The organism is Paenibacillus sp. LK1 (assembly GCF_002750415.1).
Lineage (GTDB): Bacteria > Bacillota > Bacilli > Paenibacillales > Paenibacillaceae > Paenibacillus > Paenibacillus taichungensis.
This window is the reverse complement of sequence record NZ_PEII01000006.1, coordinates 381,368-398,963: the sequence shown is the minus strand read 5'-3', so window position 1 is coordinate 398,963 and position 17,596 is coordinate 381,368. Positions and strand designations below refer to the sequence as shown.

At 45.5% G+C, this 17,596-nt stretch carries 14 protein-coding genes; 5 read left to right on the top strand and 9 right to left on the bottom strand.

Going from position 1 to position 17,596, the window contains the following annotated elements; translation table 11 throughout:
• The first annotated feature begins 148 nt into the window (after positions 1-148).
• The gene (locus tag CS562_RS16360) at positions 149-2,434 is read left to right on the top strand and encodes a helix-turn-helix domain-containing protein (protein WP_099857189.1); all 2,286 of its coding nucleotides are present in this window, start codon (positions 149-151) and stop codon (positions 2,432-2,434) included.
• A gap of 79 nt (positions 2,435-2,513) precedes the next feature.
• Here CS562_RS16360 and CS562_RS16355 read toward each other — a convergent pair whose 3' ends face one another.
• Positions 2,514-3,539 (bottom strand): hypothetical protein, encoded by a 1,026-nt coding sequence (locus tag CS562_RS16355; protein ID WP_099857188.1) that lies wholly within the window; start codon positions 3,537-3,539, stop codon positions 2,514-2,516.
• 246 nt (positions 3,540-3,785) lie between these two features.
• On the opposite strand from CS562_RS16355, the gene CS562_RS16350 reads away from it, so the two are divergent.
• Together CS562_RS16350 and CS562_RS16345 are read left to right on the top strand one after the other, a co-directional pair.
• A complete protein-coding gene (locus CS562_RS16350; RefSeq protein WP_099857186.1) occupies positions 3,786-4,013 on the top strand; it encodes a hypothetical protein in 228 nt (75 codons plus the stop codon).
• 113 nt (positions 4,014-4,126) lie between these two features.
• Positions 4,127-5,320 carry an aminotransferase class I/II-fold pyridoxal phosphate-dependent enzyme gene (locus CS562_RS16345; protein ID WP_099857184.1) on the top strand — a complete coding sequence of 398 codons (1,194 nt, stop codon included), beginning with the start codon at positions 4,127-4,129 and terminating at the stop codon, positions 5,318-5,320.
• 218 nt (positions 5,321-5,538) lie between these two features.
• Here the strand turns inward: CS562_RS16345 and CS562_RS16340 are convergent, their stop codons facing one another.
• From CS562_RS16340 to CS562_RS16330, 3 genes are all read right to left on the bottom strand, one after another.
• Positions 5,539-7,587: an iron ABC transporter permease gene (locus CS562_RS16340; RefSeq protein ID WP_099857182.1), complete on the bottom strand. Its 2,049-nt coding sequence runs from the start codon at positions 7,585-7,587 to the stop codon at positions 5,539-5,541.
• Positions 7,584-8,585: an ABC transporter substrate-binding protein gene (locus CS562_RS16335; RefSeq protein ID WP_076287982.1), complete on the bottom strand. Its 1,002-nt coding sequence runs from the start codon at positions 8,583-8,585 to the stop codon at positions 7,584-7,586. The genes CS562_RS16340 and CS562_RS16335 overlap by 4 nt, the downstream gene beginning before the upstream one ends.
• Positions 8,586-8,815: 230 nt before the next feature.
• Positions 8,816-9,358 (bottom strand): CueP family metal-binding protein, encoded by a 543-nt coding sequence (locus CS562_RS16330; RefSeq protein ID WP_099857180.1) that lies wholly within the window; start codon positions 9,356-9,358, stop codon positions 8,816-8,818.
• A 160-nt stretch (positions 9,359-9,518) separates the two neighbouring features.
• Here CS562_RS16330 and CS562_RS16325 point away from each other — a divergent pair, with 160 nt between their 5' ends.
• A complete protein-coding gene (locus tag CS562_RS16325; protein WP_099857179.1) occupies positions 9,519-10,289 on the top strand; it encodes an undecaprenyl pyrophosphate synthase in 771 nt (256 codons plus the stop codon).
• 23 nt (positions 10,290-10,312) lie between these two features.
• Here CS562_RS16325 and CS562_RS16320 read toward each other — a convergent pair whose 3' ends face one another.
• A complete protein-coding gene (locus CS562_RS16320) occupies positions 10,313-11,245 on the bottom strand; it encodes an alpha/beta fold hydrolase (RefSeq protein ID WP_257219512.1) in 933 nt (310 codons plus the stop codon).
• 111 nt (positions 11,246-11,356) lie between these two features.
• Here CS562_RS16320 and CS562_RS16315 point away from each other — a divergent pair, with 111 nt between their 5' ends.
• Entirely contained in the window at positions 11,357-12,067 is a 711-nt protein-coding gene (locus CS562_RS16315) for a MerR family transcriptional regulator (protein WP_099857177.1), read from the top strand.
• A 114-nt stretch (positions 12,068-12,181) separates the two neighbouring features.
• Here CS562_RS16315 and CS562_RS16310 read toward each other — a convergent pair whose 3' ends face one another.
• The 4 genes from CS562_RS16310 to CS562_RS16295 form a co-directional block, all read right to left on the bottom strand.
• Positions 12,182-13,219 carry an NAD(P)/FAD-dependent oxidoreductase gene (locus CS562_RS16310; protein WP_099857175.1) on the bottom strand — a complete coding sequence of 346 codons (1,038 nt, stop codon included), beginning with the start codon at positions 13,217-13,219 and terminating at the stop codon, positions 12,182-12,184.
• Entirely contained in the window at positions 13,220-14,194 is a 975-nt protein-coding gene (locus tag CS562_RS16305; protein WP_099857173.1) for an ABC transporter substrate-binding protein, read from the bottom strand.
• A 115-nt stretch (positions 14,195-14,309) separates the two neighbouring features.
• Positions 14,310-15,920, bottom strand: coding sequence for a helix-turn-helix domain-containing protein (locus tag CS562_RS16300; RefSeq protein WP_257219511.1), 1,611 nt, complete (start codon positions 15,918-15,920; stop codon positions 14,310-14,312).
• Positions 15,921-16,004: 84 nt separating this feature from the next.
• Complete coding sequence (locus tag CS562_RS16295) at positions 16,005-17,381, bottom strand: PTS sugar transporter subunit IIC (RefSeq protein WP_099857171.1); 1,377 nt, start codon at positions 17,379-17,381, stop codon at positions 16,005-16,007.
• Positions 17,382-17,596: the final 215 nt, after the last annotated feature.

Genomic DNA, 17,596 nt, shown 5'->3' with positions numbered 1-17,596 from the left:
ACATGTTATATAACTTTTCGCCTTTACTCCTTTTTTCCAGATATCCGCGTATAATTCAGTAAAAGTGTATATTGTTTGTGTCAGATTTATGCCGCTATGATAGGATCAACTACTCGATCCGGGGCTGTACTCAAGGGGGAATGTCATAATGAAGGGACTGCTTACAAGCAAATTTGCGCTGAATGGACTGTTTGTCAAGCTAATGCTGAGCTTCCTCAGTGTCATCCTGATTTTGGCTTCATTTAATCTGTTCTCCCATCTGTACTTAAGCAACAAGGTCTATCAGGAGATGGTCAGACAAAATGAACTCGGCCTTGCGCAGACCGTTGAAGGGTATGAGAATCATTTCCGACTGACCCAGAACATGATTCTGGCCCTCACCCAATCGGATACCTGGACAGCCAATCTGGGCATTTTGAGCCACATTAAGGAGAACCGCCGTTACGATATTCCCGCAGAGGTGAAGTCGGACCTCTCCACGCTGTACGCTAATCCTTTTCTGCATATCGACAATTTCATTCTCTATTTCAAGCAAGAAGACTATGTACTGGAGAAGGAAGGTCTTAGCAGTGCCAGCGATATGTTCGGTAAATATTATTATAGTAAAGAATATCCCCCGGATTACTGGAAAACTCAAACGATGAACAACCAGTTCCTGAAAGTAATGCCTGCCGCAGCTTTTACGGAAAATACCGTTCACTCATCCCGCTCTCTCGGTCAACTGATGCCGGTCATGATGAAAGCTATTCCCTACGAAGATGTGTACGGCATTATTATGCTGGATCCACAACGTATGCAGGACACATATGGCGATGCCGCTAATAATCCGTTCTACATTCTGGACAACGAGGGACGCCTGCTTTTTACCACGATGGAGGGGGAACTGCAAAATCCGCAGCTACCTGCAGACGGAAGCAAACATGAACGTATTGGGGATCAGTATTACTTCTATGAAAAAGGTAAGCAAACCGGATTTACCTATGTCCGGGTCACCCAGGCCGCAGTAATCGCCGCGGAAATGCGGGGCATGCAGCTGCTGCTGGCTTTCCTGCTTGGCGCTGCTGTGCTGATTAGCATGATCTCCTCCCTGTTTTTCAGCATAAGATTAAACCAGCCGCTCCAGCGCCTTATTGCCGCTCTGGACCGAAATTCGGACAGCGTACCAGACAAATGGAGCAGTGTAAAAGAATTCGCCATGATCGGCGACCGCCTGAGTTCTATTCTGGAGAATAACCGTTACATTCAAAGCGACCTTGCGCAGAAGAACTCTCTTGTACGCCAGTACGCTTATATCCATAAAGTAAAGAATATACCGCTCAGCTCCTATTTGGCAGAGCTTGAGGATGCCCAGCATGCCGAGCAGCCTTATGTCTCCATTCTGTTCAAGGTGGGCTTCAAATCCCAGCCGGATGAATTCGGGCAGCATACCCTGTTATTATGGAAGCTGATTCAAAGCCTGTTCACCAGCAGCAAAACCAATAGCGTTGCCATTCAGCCCGAGCAGGACCAACTGCTCTTGCTGCTGTTCGATCCAGGTCCACAGAGTGGTATTCTTCAAGCGCTCGATACACTGAAGGAGTTGCTGGCTGTCGAGGAAACCCTTTATCTGACCATCGCGGTAAGTCCGGTGTATTCCGGAGAAATTCCGTTTACCGATGCGTACAGCAATCTGTCCATGCTGTTAAAAGAGCGCAGGCTGAATGGGGAGACACAAGTTATTGTGGAGCCGCGTGCTTCTTCGTCAAATGCCTTCCATGTGAAGGTCACTTATGGGGAGGAACTGCACAACCTGCTGCAATCCGGCAATGAAGAGGCCGTATTCGCTTGGCTGGATCGGCAGCTGGAGCAACTGCAACACAAGGATGCAGCCGCAGAAGACTTCCGCACATTTGCAATCGGCGCAGTCGAACAGATCAGTAAGACGGTGATGAAGCTGAATTTGACGAATATCGAATCCGAGCTTCGCTCTTCTCCTCCGGGAGAGGCATTTGCTGGTTTCCATTCCATGCAGCAATACAGGGAATGGCTTAAGGCGTTGGCTCAACCGGTACTTGCGGCAGTACGAAGCCAGCTGGAAACGCGTGATCCGGTTATCACCTTTGTGCTGGACTACCTGGATCATCATTATGGGGAAGACATTAATTTGAATATCGTCGCCGACAAGTTGAATTTAACATCGGGGTACCTCTCCAGTATTTTCAAGGAAAAGACTAACATCAACTTCAGCGAATATCTGAACAATCTGCGGGTTGAGCGGGCCAAGGAACTGCTTGTGAATGTAGATCTGCGAATTCAGGACATTGCGACACAGGTCGGCTATCAAAATGTGAACTCGTTTATCCGCATGTTCAAGCGTCGGTACGGGCTGACCCCCGGAGAATACCGCAAGCGTCATGCGGGTGATGAGCCATTTATCTCCTCCAGCCATGGCTAACCAGGCGTGAGCGGGCAAGAACCGTAGATTGTAAATACACCAGCGTCCGCTCGGAAGCAGGCGCTGGTGTACTGTCAGTTTACATTAGAATTTTGGACAGGTGCACAAGAGCCATCGAAGGAATTCGTTGTTCTTCAGGAATTTGTTCATAGAGCAGATGCCCTTTTCCCGCTTCAATCATTTGTTTGCTCATACTAGCAATCCGACCTTTACTATGATCAATAAAACGAAAATCCACCTGTCGTAAACTTTGCATTTCAGTCAAACGTTCGAATGCCTCAGCCTTGATGCCTTTATGTATCTCTTTCAGTTCCAGCACCTCCAATTGATCCGCAGTCCACAGGTTCTCAATCTCTTGCAGAGACTTCATGAAATCCATTTCAAGATGCCTCAGATTTTTCATGTGCGAGAAGTCGCACAACCGCTCAATCTTGGGTAGCGAAAGGTGCAGAAAGACCAGATGATGTAATGCTCCTACTGCATCGATCTCGGTTAGATTCTTTACGGACGATAATCTCAGCATACGGATATTCGATTCAGCCAGTACTTCGAGTGAACCAGCCAATGTACAGTGATCGAGAGCCAAATACTCGATAAATGGTAAGTCTACAACAAAATCAAGCTGATCAATGTCACAGTTCAGGACGAGGGTACTCAACCGAATGCAGTCCTCAATCGGCGAGAGATCGGGAAATTTCCCGCTAAGTGCAAGGTAATTCAAGTATTTGTAATTCCGGATGAAGTCCAGGTTTTGCTTTTTGGGTGAGCGAATGTTCAGAAACTCCATCTTTTGCAGCGCACTCAATATACTTAAATCCTGTGTTTGCTTGAGATCCAGCTGCAAAGCGGTGACATGTTTTAAACCAGCAAGTGCCTCCAGAAATTCTTCTGAATACCGCCCCTTCACATCTGTATTGGACACATTTAAAATCAAATCGGGTCGTTTGGCAAACACATGTTCATCCAGTTTTCGCAGATCATGCATCTCGTCCAACCCGACAACAAAGCTAATCGTAGCCCTGTTCCGCAGTTGTACGATAGCCTTGTCCATTTTATCCTCGTTCCAGGGAACTCCACTCATTGAAGCGGCCCACGGTTCGTTCATTATTGGTCACCCTCCAATTCTCTGATACTTATCTATGTCTAGCTTTCCTTTAATTGTAAATCAAGAAGAGTACATTGAGAAGTCGGATATTCGATTGCAATACTGTATTCTGCACTCTGTACTCGGTAACAACTGGTGTATTCATGAAAATGAGAAAGAGATCACCTTTTAAAATCCATAATGTTACATCTAAAGAGCATTTATCCGATATAAAGAGATATCTATTTGAAAGAGGGGTGAGATCTGATGAATAGTTCATTAATAGGTCCTGGAACAGGACTTATTGCCATTGCTGCGGGTGTAATGATGATTGCTACTTCCAAAAACGAAAAGCGGATAGAAAACAGCTTCATCTACAAACACGGCTTTAAACCAGGCTACGAAGATAAAGCTCGCAGAACATCAATACGGGCGAATCGCGTCGCAGGGTTCGGTTTGATTCTGATTGGTCTAGCTGGGATCGGAATTATCTAATACCTGTTAGAAGCTTGAAAGCTCATTTCGTGGTTACTTATCACCTGAAAACTCTGCTATAATACCTCCAAGTGTTATTCCCCAAGGGGAGATCAGGATGGAGGATAATCATCATGAAGTTTGCTAAACGTATGGAACATTTCAGTGAGGGGATATTCACACGTTTGCTGGAAATCAAGAGGCAACGACTGGAGAATGGAGAACCTGTCATTGATTTAAGTGTAGGCACACCAAATATTCCCCCTGCCCAACATATCATGACGGCTTTATGCGAGGCAGCAGCAGATGCTTCAAACTATACATATGCTGTAAATGATCAGAGCGAATTGCTGCAAGCAGTCAGTGAATGGTACAAGCGCCGTTACCATGTCGAACTGAACCCGAAAACCCAAATTTGCTCCTTGCTTGGATCACAGGAAGGTCTCGCCCATATCTCTTTGGCGATCGTTGATGAAGGAGATCTGGTCCTTGTACCCGATCCTTGTTATCCAGTCTTTGCTGATGGACCTCTACTTGCAGGAGCCGAACTGTATTATATGCCACAAAAAGAAGAACATGGATATGTTATTCAACTCCAGGACATTCCTGAAGCTGTTGCGCGCAAAGCAAAATTCATGCTTGTATCCTATCCGAACAATCCGACGACAGCGATGGCACCCGATCAGTTCTATCTGGATCTAATTGATTTCGCCAAGAAATATGACATTATCGTTCTTCATGACAATGCATACAGCGAGCTGGTGTTCGATGGGAAAACATGCGGTAGTTTCCTTGCTTATCCCGGGGCGATGGATGTCGGCATTGAATTCAACTCGTTATCCAAAACCTATGGATTGGCTGGGGCACGAATCGGCTTTTGTGTGGGGAACCCGGATGTGGTATCTGTGCTTAAAAAGTTGAAATCCAACATGGATTACGGCATGTTTCTTCCGATTCAGAAGGCAGCCATTGCTGCAATCACAGGGGATCAGAGTGAAGTTGAGCGGGTCAGAGATATCTACGAGGAGCGCAGAGATATTCTTTGCGAAGGATTCAGCAACCTCGGTTGGCATATCGCCAAACCCGAAGCCAGCATGTTCATCTGGAGTCGGATTCCGGACCACTACGATACCTCAGAACAGTTTGCCATGGATCTGGTTACACAAGCGGGTGTAATCGTAACGCCTGGGAGTGCATTCGGACCTTCAGGTGAAGGATATGTGAGATTCGCTTTGGTTCAGGATAAAGAGACGTTGCAGCAAGCGATCCTATCGGTAGATAACAGTGGAATGCTAAGAGAAAAAAACAACGAATTTATAACACGATAAGAGTTCAGCGTTACTTGTAAGAGTTATCCCCCAAGTCCTACACAGTGGGTATGAGCCTCACTTTGGTTAACGTGATCTCCATACACTGTGGACCAGGGGGATTTTTATTATTTTCAGCCAGGGTAAATAAAAGGGATACTACCTTTCTAAATCAGAAATACGGGACAAACGGGTAATAAAAAGCCTGCTCGATGGCAGGCTTCCTGAATTTAAAATCATTATATTGACTTGCGCCAGTTGGAACGATACATCAAATACAGGAAATACGGTGTACCAATGATCGCAATGAGTATTCCTGATGGAATCTCTGTTGGCGCCATGACCGTTCTCCCGATCGTATCGGCCAGCACCAGCATGACAGCCCCCGCCAACGCGGATAAAAACATCGATCGTCTTAATTTGTGTCCCGTGAGCAGGCGAACCATATGGGGTGCAATAAGACCGATAAAGCCGACAGTCCCTACACAGGCAACAGCCCCTGCTGCAAGTAACACCCCTGTCGTCATCGCTAGTAATCGTGTGCGACGCACGCTCAGTCCAAGTCCTGATGCGCTATTGTCGTCGAATACCAACAATTCAAATCTGCGAGCCAACCACCAAGCCACCGGAACCAGAATAATTAAAAACAGGCCGATAATTTTAACCTGATCCCAGGTCCGAGCATAGGTACTTCCTGTTAGCCAGATGTATCCACTACTACCGTATACCGCACCACGTACAATCAGAATCTGAATTCCTGCTCCTGCAATGGCAGACATCGCAATTCCCAGCAACACAACCGCAGACGGGTTCAGCCCTTTCTTCCAAGAGAGGGAAAAAACAACTACTGCGGCGATGGCTGCACCGATGATTGCCGCTATGGGCAGCAAATAAATTGGTAGACCTGGGAACAAAATGATGACCATCATTGCTCCAAGCCCAGCACCAGAGGATACACCAACAATTGAGGCATCCGCCAGCGGATTACGTACCGCCATCTGAATGAGCACACCACTGATCGCCAGTGCAGCCCCCGCACCTGCAGCAACTAGCGTACGCGGAATTCGAAGTTGAATCAACGCGGAGAATAGTCCATCTGATTGGAATAGACTTGGTAATAGATCGGCCAGCGGAATTCGCATACCGCCAAACATGGTACTGAGCAAGATCAGCACTACTGTGATGACCGAAAATAATACGGCCATCGGGCCGAATGCAAAGCGACGTGAAGGTGCTCCTGTACTCATCGAAGTGGACATGCCCGACCCGTTCGCTGCCTTCATGCGTGTGAGTACAAGCCAGATCAGCCACGGTGCACCAATAATTGCCATTACAGCCCCTGTCGGCAGCTCCATACTGGAGTTATGCACCATCTTGGCGAGTACATCCGCACCAACCAAGAGAGCCGCTCCCCATATAAAAACACCAGGCAGCAGCAATCGATTGGAGCGTACTCCACTCAATCGAACCAAATGTGGTGCCACGAGTCCCACGAAGCCAATCGGCCCGATTACACTGACAATCACCGCAGCCAGCAATACCGCAATAATCAAACCGCCAGCACGAGCGAGTCCAACCTTTTGTCCCAATGAGGACGCCGTTGATTCATCCAGCTCCAGCATATCCCACTGTCTAGACAGGATTAGCGCGATAACGGTAATACCAATCACCCAAGGCCAAGCATAAGCTACGCCACTCCAGTCATTCTGGACGAGTGTTCCTGAACCCCAAAGAAACAGCCCCTGCGTTTCCATGGAGAAAAAAATATGCAGTGCGCTTGTAAATGAACCAAGCACCATGGACACAATCATACCGGACAATGCAAGTCGTACCGGGCTGGATCTTCGTCCGCCACCCATAAAATAAGCTGCGAATGCTGCCACCAGACCACCAAGAGCTGCAAATAGAAAAGGTGACTGACTGAGTAAGCCCGGAAAAAGAATGGTTCCCAGCACCACGATAAAGTACGCTCCTGCATTAATGCCCAACGTGTCTGACGCCGCGAGCGGATTTCGAGTAATCGTCTGTAACAGCGCTCCCGCTACAGCCAGAGCCCCTCCTGCAATAATACCAATAACCGTACGTGGCATACGCAAATCCCAAATCATATTGTGCTCTAAAGTATTCTGCCTGCCAGTAAGTGCATCCCAAACGGTATGTAATGAAATGGCTGCCTCACCATAACAAAGGCTTACAAAAAAAAGCACGATGAGAGCGGATAGACCGCCCCCATATATGCTTATTGTACGCCAGTTCATTGCTGGCCTAGTTGCCTGAACCGAACTCATTTGGTAATCGCCTCAACAACGCCATCAACCAATGCTTTGGAGGAAACGGGTCCACCAAATGTCCATGTCGTGCTATCCAGTTGATATGTGCGTTTTTCCTTAACAAAGTTGAGTCCGTTCCACACCGAGTTATCTTTCATTGCTGTGCCAAAAACATCATCGTCTGGCTGTGTAATATAAATGAAGTTACTATCCTGTACATCAGATAAGGATTCAATCCCCACTGTAGAGAAACCATAACCTTCTAATTTTTCCGGCTGCCAATCGTTAACCAAACCAATTTTGTTCAACGTGCCAATCACAACCGAGTTATCGGTAAACATGCGCAGACTGGCCGCATTTTGATACGTGAATGCCTGTGTCAGAGCAAAGTGGAAATTATCTTTACCTGCAGCAGCCAATTTTTCTTTGGCTTCTGCATAATGCTGATCCAGTTCATCCAGTACTTGCTTTGCTTTGTCCTCTTTGCCCAGAGCAGTTGCGATGTTATTAAAGATCTCTGTCATTTTGTCATAATTATAGCCATCGCCATCATACGGGTCGTATTCAATCGTTGGTGCAATTGCATTAAGCTGATCGTACACCGCAGTATTATTGTCTGCATTGGCAATGATGAGATCCGGTTTCAATGCAGCGATAGCTTCCAGATTCGGCTCACTCCGGGTTCCAATATCCGTCACACTGTCATCCAGACCTGCTTCGGATGATACATAGACTTTGTAATTGGCGTTATCTGCATTACCTACTGGTTGAACGCCCAGTGCAACCACATCTTCGGTGTATGTCCATTCCAACGTAACCACACGCTCTGCTGGCTTGTCGAGCGTCAGCTCTCCGCGTTTATGCTTCACCGTCACAGGGCCTGCTGTCTCTTCTGCAGGAGCACTTCCGGAATCAGCATCCTTACTTGCATCTGTAGTAGTATTGGCTTTACCGCATCCTGCCAGGACAAGCACAAACGCCAGCATGATCAAAAGTCCTTTTAATCCTTTTTTCATATCTCTTTTCTCCCCTATTTATATGTATTTATATGATAACAATTATCATTATCACTAATGGATTATCCTGTAGAATTGCTTTTTTGTCAATTCAAAAGAGTTATTATTTTCTTTGCAATATCTTCCCTGTCACAGCATAAACAGAAAAAAAATGAAAGAACCCGCATTCAAGGCGGGCCTGGATCACATCGACTGTTTTGAAATGGTGATAGAATGCACCGTACGATAATTTAACTCAACTGCATCGTTGTGATACACGTATTATCTTCTTCATAGGTAGATAGCTGTGTCTCTGCAACCTTTCCATCATACACCACACGAATGAGGTATGACTTATCTCTGGCTAACCAAAAATCCATAAAACCGTTGGATCCGGCCTTCATCTCAGCATCCTTCATGAGCGTATTCCCCTCGGAGTCATGGATCGTCACACTGAACTTCTTATTTTTCATTTCGCCCTGACATCCGGTCAAACTATGAATTGCACAGGGATGAGTCTGCTCCACATAGGGTGCAATGGAAAGGAAAAACTCCTTTTCAGGCAAGTCGTAGGTTGTCGTTTGGTTACCTTTATCCGTGACGATTAACTGGGTGGCATTAATGGAGGCCGATTCAGGTGTCTCCTTGCCTGTACTGATATCTTCTACTAATTTCTTGATATTGGGCGTTTCCGCGTTATCTGCTTCTTCTGTCCCCACATTGTTTGCAATAAGGAAGGCCCCCAACACAATTACAACCACTAAGCTGGCAATGATCCACATTTGTTTTTTCATCTGGAGTTCATCTCCTCGTCCGTTTTAGTTTATTATAATGGAGAACGAATCATCATGGACTGAAAGCGTATGTAATTCACCATTTATTCACATATTTGTATGTCTTATTTGTACAAGTAATCCCATCAACCCATTCTAGCTTGAGCAGGAGGAGTTTTCATTGAAGTGGTACCGTGTACATAAAGAAAAATCGAATACAACCCATTCCATCGACTGGAACGGATTAATCCCGAGGCATATCGCAATCATGATGGATGGAAATGGAAGATGGGCTACGCGAAAAGGATTACCTCGAAGTGCTGGGCACTATGCAGGAATGCAGACAATGCGGGAAACGATAAGCCTGTGCCACAAAAACGGGATTGCTTCGCTCACTCTTTACGCCTTCTCTACGGAAAACTGGAAAAGGCCCAAGGAAGAGGTCGATTACATCATTAGTTTGGTGGTCGAATTTGTACAGGATACAACCGTTCAGGAACTGAATCAGAATAATATCAAAGTTAATTTTATTGGTGATATCTCGAAATTCCCAGACGAAACACAGAAAGCGATGCGTAAAGTGGTGGAACTAACCCAAACGAATAGCGGGATGGCTGTGTATTTCGCGATGAATTATGGGGGTAAAAACGATATTGTACAAGCGATCAAAACGTACATCGTAGAAAACAATGAAGAAAACAAAGAAACCTCGGAAATCTCCGAGGCGGAATTCGAAAAGTTTTTGTATACCGGACTCAATCCTGCCCCCGATCTGCTAATCCGAACCAGTGGGGAGAAAAGGTTAAGCAATTTCCTATTATGGCAAGCCGCTTATTCCGAGCTCTGGTTTACGGACGTGATGTGGCCGGATTTCAACGAGCAATTGTTATATGAATCCATCTTGGATTATCAGCAGCGCAAACAAAGAGCATTAGACGATGTAACACAGTAATCCAGCATTGTTTCTGCCGATCCTCAGCTTAAATGAGCTTTTAACCAGGGATGGATAATAGGGAGAACGGTACTGGGCTGCATTGCTTTGGTGTGATCCATATCCGCTCCCTTGATGATTTGGACGGTCCAGCCGAGGTTTTCAAGAACGTGTTTATGCTTTTGCAATCGTCCAGCGATATCCACCGTCACACTGCCAAATTTCTCACCATACACAATCGTATCTCTCTCTCCTGCAAAAGCCAATCTGGGGATATTCAACTGAGTTTGAATACGTTGATCATCGAAATCAAATAAACCTTGATACAAGGTCGCAAATTGTTTCGTTTGAGCCGGATCGATCTTTAACTCCACGTTGTCCCAATCCAATTGATCCGGACTCAGTTCTTCTACTTTCATTAGAGCTTCTGCTGAGTGTATTTCTCCCGATTCTTCATGCTGCTTCAATGCTCCCTCATATGTCTTGGTGGTCACTACTCGCATTTCCTCATATGGCCCCTCGTATGGCGGGAATCCTCCCATAATGAGACTTTCCATACGGTCAGTCCGCAGGGCTAACTGCAGTCCAACGAGAGCCAGCCAGGAGTATCCATAATAACTAAATCGATTCACATTCATCTGATCCGCAATTCGTAACAAATCCTGAGCGATATATTCGGGCGTAAAATGTTCCGGATGGGGATGTGCCATATAGTGGCCTTCATAATCAAAATGCAGGATCTGAAATTCACCGGAAAGTCCGTCGATAAACTTTGCACCCAATTCAGGATCCCCCCCCCATAACTTTAGGGTTTCGGCTTCTTGTCCGGTTACGGACTTTTTGGCTATGGGCAGCATAATGGCGCTACGATCTTCTGCTCCCGTCAGACCTACTTCAAGCTGCGAGCCATTCAACAATGTAATCATTTTCTTCAATTGAACCAGTCCTTTACTGTTGATATCCTCAGTGTATAACATGGATGCAATCTTCCGGTTTTCATTATAAAATGTGGATAAAATATGGACTTTGGCGCGTTGTATGTTACTGTAGCACTTGAAGGTTTTACTTGAAGCATGAGGAGAAGAAACATGAACCGAACATATACACCTGGGCAGATTGCCACAAGGCTGGATGTAAGTACAACTACACTGCGACGGTATGAAAAGGAGAACCTGATTCCAGACGTTCCACGGACAGACAGCAATCATAGGTACTATACCCCTGTTCATCTTCAGGCGTTTGTTGCGATTCGTTTATTATTGAAAGGGTATGAGATTCCCGTAGTATACGAGGTTATGAGAAAAGTAAAACAGGGCGATACGATGGATGCCCTCTGGCTTATAAACCAGCAGCTATATAACAGCCAACTGGAGAAGCAACGAATGGAAGACATATGGAAGATGGTGCAGCAGGTGGATTTTGCTAACGATCGAAAGGTTGGAACGACGGAGGCGATGACGATTGGAAAAGCTGCCGAAGCAGCCGGGGTCAACACTTCTGCTATCAGGCATTGGGAAACCGAAGGCTTGATTTTCTCAGAAAGAGACCCTAACAACGGTTATCGAATGTATACCCGGGACGAATTAAGAAAGATATTGGTCATTAGCAGCTTAAGAAAATCCGTCTACTACATTGAACATATGAAAGAGCTTCTGAACACTGTCGGCACGCAGGATTATACACAGATCAATAAAGCCTTCCAACTAGCCCTGCAAAAGCTAAACAGCCAACTGTCCCTGCAATTTGCAGGCGTGAAGGAACTTATGACATACATTGAATTACATCAGGCACAAGGATAACGTATTGGTTAGTTGAGATTGGATGTTTTAATGAAAAAAGCCCGACATTTGTTCGAGAAATTCTCAACATGGGTCGGGCTTCTTACTGTTACTTCACGTTCTACACATGCTGATTTACAGGTTAGATATGGCTTTGTTTTTCTCAAAGAACCTTGCATTATGGGACGATACCCCTGCCATATCGGAAGCGGTCGGCTCCAGATAGAGCTTGGCGCTGTTTACTGCGAGTACGGCATCATTAAATGCACCAGCAATCAGACGGACTTTGCTTCCATAGGTAATGAAATCACCTGCTCCGAATATCCCCGGTTGACTTGTGCACATTCGCGGATCAACCGAGATACCGTAATCTTCACGTTCCAATCCCCAATGGACAAGGTTACCGAAATCACGATCGTATCCATGACTTACAACCACTTCATCCACTTCAATTGGCATGATTTCTCCATTGTCTACATGGGCGAGTTCAACGCGGCCTATTTTGTCTCCTGTACCATATAAGCGAGAGATGCTGTAAGGAGTCCAGACTTGGGCAAAAGCTTTCATCTGGGCAACTGGCAACTCATGTGCCGTAAACTCCTGTCGTCTGTGCACTACGATGACCTCTCGTGCCAATCCCTCCATCTCATTCGCCCAATCTATTGCGGAATCCCCGCCTCCCGAGATCAGTACACGTTTATCCTTGAATCTGGAAAGATCCGTAATGGTATAGTGCAGGTTCGTCAGCTCATACCGATTTGCGCCCTCAATATCCAGCTTCTGAACCTGCGTCATGCCTCTGCCTGCACATAACAAGATCGTACGTGTGTAATGACGCTTTCCTGTCTTCGAGGTGAGTACAAACAGTTGATCATCGCGTCGTTCCATCTGAGCAATTTCCTGGCCGAATACAATAGTTGGATCGAAGGTTCTTGCCTGTCTTTCCAGGGAATCGATCAATTTCTCACAACGAATCGGATCAACTCCACCTACATCCCAGACCAGCTTCTCCGGGTACGTGCGCATAAATCCGCCCAATTCCTCTTTGGCTTCAATGATTTTGGTACGCATGGCTCTCATCCCGCTGTAAAAAGCAGCGTACATTCCTGCAGGTCCGCCACCAACAATCGTTATATCGTAAATGTCCAATTGCTGCTCTGCTCCAGTATTCATCTAGGGCACCAACTTTTCAACGACATAATCCAACAACTTGGCCGATCCAATAGGACCCACACCTGTTACAAAATCACTCGTTTTCAGCGGAAAGACATGATTGTCTTTCACTGCGTTCAAATTCGCCCACACTTTGCTTTCTTTCAGGTTATCCATGGATTGCTTCGTATCATAGCCTTTCAGCGTCCTGTCTTCTAGAAATATATAATCCGGGTTCATTTCCGGCAAAAATTCCAGGGAAAACTGGCTAAACCAATCTGTAGAGTCTTTGATGACTTCAGGGCTGTTCAGACCTAAGGTTTCATAGAAAAAGACACTGCTGCTTCCACCTTTGGGACCCATGAAACGGTAACGATTGTGCTCTACTCGAAGAACCAGCACGGTTTTGTCGCCGATCGCTTGAGCAATTTTTTCCTGTGCCTGCTTCGCCTTCTCATCAAATTCAGCCAGCACTTTGGCAGATTCCTCTGTCTTGTCAAAGACAGCAGCCAGCTTCGGCATGGCAATCTGCATTTCACTGTTGGAATCCAGAGCCACCGTTGGAGCAATCTTGGATAGTTCATCATATACGCCTTGTTCCATACCTACGCCTGCGCTAACAATCATATCTGGTGACAACGTCAGCAATTGTTCATAATTATATTGATATTGTTCCGCTTCAATCATTTGGACCCCGTGTTCCTCAAAATAAGACGCACGATATTCCGGCTCAATCTCCGGAACAAATATAACCATCTGCGGTGTAACGCCCATCTCAATCAAATACTCGGCATAGATGGAATCCAGTACAAGCATATTTTGAGGATTCATAGGAATCGTCACCTCTCCAAACTGATCCCGAACAACTTTCGTCTCATTTTTCTCTGCCGTTTTTGCTGAAGCTTCCACTTCTTTATCAGAAGAACCGGAACAGGCGGAAAGCACCAAACTTAGCGCCAACAGCACCATTCCCAAACCCTTAAACCTTCGTGACATGATCTACTCGCCCCTTATGCAATATTGATAATGATAATTATTATCAAATACTAGCAAATAGGAAGAGATCCTTCCATAGGAGATGGTGCGTATTCAGTTGGATTATTGTGCTCTATCATAGATTGGTGACCAGCCTATTTACAATTTCATTCAAAATCATTTGGTGTCCAATAATTCCACGGCCATCCACCCACAGGCAAGTATCCACGAAAAATACCCTGTTGTTTTTTACAGCCTCCAAGCCATTCCATTGAGAGCTCTCCACTAACTTCTTCATATTTTCTTCAGCACTAAAGTGCTGCATAACTCGCTTCTCCACAAACAGGTATTCGGGATTGGCTTTGGCCAACAAGTCGAGTGAGCAAGGATTAAACCACGCCTCCCCTGAATGCAACGGCTGTGGCAGAGTTAAACGGAGCTGTTCGTACAGTAAATGGGATACCCCATTAGAATGACCACCCAAATATCGATAACCGAACGGTTCTACCCTCAGCACCATCACGGTAGAGGAAGATTGGACAAGATGCTGTAGTTGCTGCTGTGCTTTGTTTACTTCCAATTTCATCTGCATATGCAGTTTATGGGCTGTATCTTCTCGATGAAACAAGCCTGCCAATTGATGGAGCAGAGCCTCCACATCGTTATTTAAACCGGTTATAATGGGTGCAATTGTGCGCAGCCTTTGCTTGATCTCTTCTGTCCAAAAATTTCCCACAATCCATTCGGGCTGAACTTGCCGAATCTGTTCCACATCCAGCTCATATTGCGACACTTCCATCATCTTCACCTGATGCATGTCAAATAGTTCACGTAGATGTTCAGGCAAAAGCAAGGGAGTTACTACAACCGCATGTGGAATAACCCCCAAGTGAATCAACACTTCCGCACAAAGCGGGGAAAGACATACGATTTTACGCTGGGGCAACGTTTGTGCATAATTTCTCGGGGACACACCCGTTAACTGTTTGAAACGACGACTGAAATAATGAGCATCCTCGAATCCGGTCCTCTTCGCAATGTCCTGAGATGTTGCCGTTGATAACAACAGTTGCTCTTGAGCACGATAGATCCGGTAATGAGCCAGATAATCCAGAGGCGGCTTTCCATACCGCTCACTGAATTTGCGGGAATAATGCCAGGGACTTATGCCTGCTATCTCAGCTAATTGCTTTCGTGTGATGACCTGTTCATAATGCTGCTGCATGTAGTCCACAGTGCGGAGAATGCTTTGTTCCACGGTAGGCTCCTCTTCTAACAACTCCCGGTATACATGTTGTAACAGTTCATACACCAAAAGTTGATTTCCTACATGTACTACATTGGAATTAGGAGAACCTTCTTCACTCCAATGTTGGCTGAGACTCGCCAGTGTGCCACCGGTTAATTTTACTTTTTGATACGTGTCCCCTGACGGTACATGCCATTCATATTTCACTACTTCACCTCGGTCTGGGAACAACGCGTATGTATCGAACTGAACATGCCATCCGGCCAGATCCAGATTGCCACCCTCAATCACTTCAATCACGGTGTTTTCTTGCACTGCAACTAACTCCCCATAAGATACCTGAACCCTATGTCCATTAATATTCCAGATCGCTCTCCCATCGAGGATGAGTAGTAAAGCATGACTAGGAAAGTGATGCAGCTTGCCCGCCGTCATCCATTGGTCTGTCAGTGGCTTAGTTGACTTCCATTGAGCCATCCACTCTATGTTGTTGAGCATTTTTGTTATCCTTTCTGTGGCTGTCCTATTATTAACTCTACAATACACGAAAGCCCGCACCATCAGGTACGGGCTTTTCTTAATTTATACGTGTTTCCGTTCCTTTCCTATCATCCAATAGGTGAGCACACCTGACACACAGAAGGAAATAATCAAACCAACGCAGGCATGTAACAGATTCAGGCTCCCTTCTTCCATAAATAGCGGAATTTCCAGCAGACTTCCGGATCCACCCAATGCAACTGCTTTGACGGACATCAGCCCGAAATACAGTCCTCCTGCAGCACCGCCAAGCAATGCCGAATAAAAAGAGGCCCTCTTTCTCATATTGACCGCATACATCGCAGGCTCTGGGGTACCTAATAAAGCAGTTCCTGTTGCCCAGAAAGCCAGCTTCCTGAATTCCCGCTGTTTGCTTCTTAGCCCAGTAGCGAGTGAAGCTCCTGCTTGTGCAACAAAGGCAACCAACATGACAGGGATAATGAGGGAGAAACCATTCACCATTATTTCATTGATTATGATAGGTAAAAGCCAGTAATGTAATCCAGCGATCATCATTAGGGAATAAACCGCTCCCAGCAGCATAATTGCTAAAATCGGGGCATCATTCAGTAGTGAATCCACCACATCCGGTAACTGCTGATCAATCCAAGTACCAAGTGGACCAAGTATCATTAGAACCAATGGAACGAGAATCAGAAACGTCAACAATGGAGCAAGAATTCCTTTGAAGGCTCTTGGGCTTATTTGCTCAACGACTTTTTCCAGATAGGACGCCGCATATATCGTCAAAATCACCCAAATGGAAGCTGAAAAAAAGATCGCTTGTGACACAATGGGTACTCCAATAAAGTGAACATCCTCTTCACCTGACAATAAAGCGGTCATTTGCGGGTAGAACATTAGTCCGGCAATCGCTGCGGCAACATAAACATTGCTTTTTAACCGAAAGGCTGTACTGAAGGCTACCAGGATTGGCAACAGATAATACACACTATCTCCAATGGATTTAAATATCATTAACGTCTGACTGTCCATCAACGAAGAGGAATCTGTAGAACTGTAAACGTTAAATAACGTAATGATGGCTAGCACAATCTTGAGCACTGCAGCTCCCAGAATGGCGGGCATCAGAGGCCTGAACACATCGGAAACAAAAAATAACAATGATTTTTTACGGGTACGCCTTGTTTCTTTCATTGCGTCCCCTTCTGCTTTCCCCACTCCCATGGCCTGTAGCGTATGGTATAGTTGGGAAAATTCGTCCTCAAATGTTATGTAGCATTGATCACCTGTTATACGAATATCTGCGTCAAGATTTGATACAACAGGCAGGGACAAATTTATACCTGTACGGTTACGCAATGTCAGCGTAGTGGTGTTCTCTTCATGCTGTACAAGACGAATATTTTCCTTTCCTCCTGCGAGATTCAAGAGTTGTTCGATGCTACTGTCATTCATATGTACCTTCTCCTTATGCTGCGGTAATCCCGAGTTTTATGATGTGCCCCTATCTATATACACATTTCCATGAAAAAACTTCAATAGGATAAAAAAACTAATTCACCTTATATTTCATGATTTTTGTGCAAGGTATAATGACCTAATTCAAGCATAGAGCTACTTACTATGTATGCTTCCGTTCAACTTGTTTTATGAATCATTTTCCCCGTACT

Coding starts and splice junctions, on each gene's coding strand:
- CS562_RS16360 (WP_099857189.1), top strand. CDS start 149: ATGAAGGGACTGCTTACAAGCAAATTTGCGCTGAATGGACTGTTTGTC.
- CS562_RS16355 (WP_099857188.1), bottom strand. CDS start 3,539: ATGAACGAACCGTGGGCCGCTTCAATGAGTGGAGTTCCCTGGAACGAG.
- CS562_RS16350 (WP_099857186.1), top strand. CDS start 3,786: ATGAATAGTTCATTAATAGGTCCTGGAACAGGACTTATTGCCATTGCT.
- CS562_RS16345 (WP_099857184.1), top strand. CDS start 4,127: ATGAAGTTTGCTAAACGTATGGAACATTTCAGTGAGGGGATATTCACA.
- CS562_RS16340 (WP_099857182.1), bottom strand. CDS start 7,587: ATGAGTTCGGTTCAGGCAACTAGGCCAGCAATGAACTGGCGTACAATA.
- CS562_RS16335 (WP_076287982.1), bottom strand. CDS start 8,585: ATGAAAAAAGGATTAAAAGGACTTTTGATCATGCTGGCGTTTGTGCTT.
- CS562_RS16330 (WP_099857180.1), bottom strand. CDS start 9,358: ATGAAAAAACAAATGTGGATCATTGCCAGCTTAGTGGTTGTAATTGTG.
- CS562_RS16320 (WP_257219512.1), bottom strand. CDS start 11,245: ATGTTATACACTGAGGATATCAACAGTAAAGGACTGGTTCAATTGAAG.
- CS562_RS16315 (WP_099857177.1), top strand. CDS start 11,357: ATGAACCGAACATATACACCTGGGCAGATTGCCACAAGGCTGGATGTA.
- CS562_RS16310 (WP_099857175.1), bottom strand. CDS start 13,219: ATGAATACTGGAGCAGAGCAGCAATTGGACATTTACGATATAACGATT.
- CS562_RS16305 (WP_099857173.1), bottom strand. CDS start 14,194: ATGTCACGAAGGTTTAAGGGTTTGGGAATGGTGCTGTTGGCGCTAAGT.
- CS562_RS16300 (WP_257219511.1), bottom strand. CDS start 15,920: ATGCTCAACAACATAGAGTGGATGGCTCAATGGAAGTCAACTAAGCCA.
- CS562_RS16295 (WP_099857171.1), bottom strand. CDS start 17,381: ATGAATGACAGTAGCATCGAACAACTCTTGAATCTCGCAGGAGGAAAG.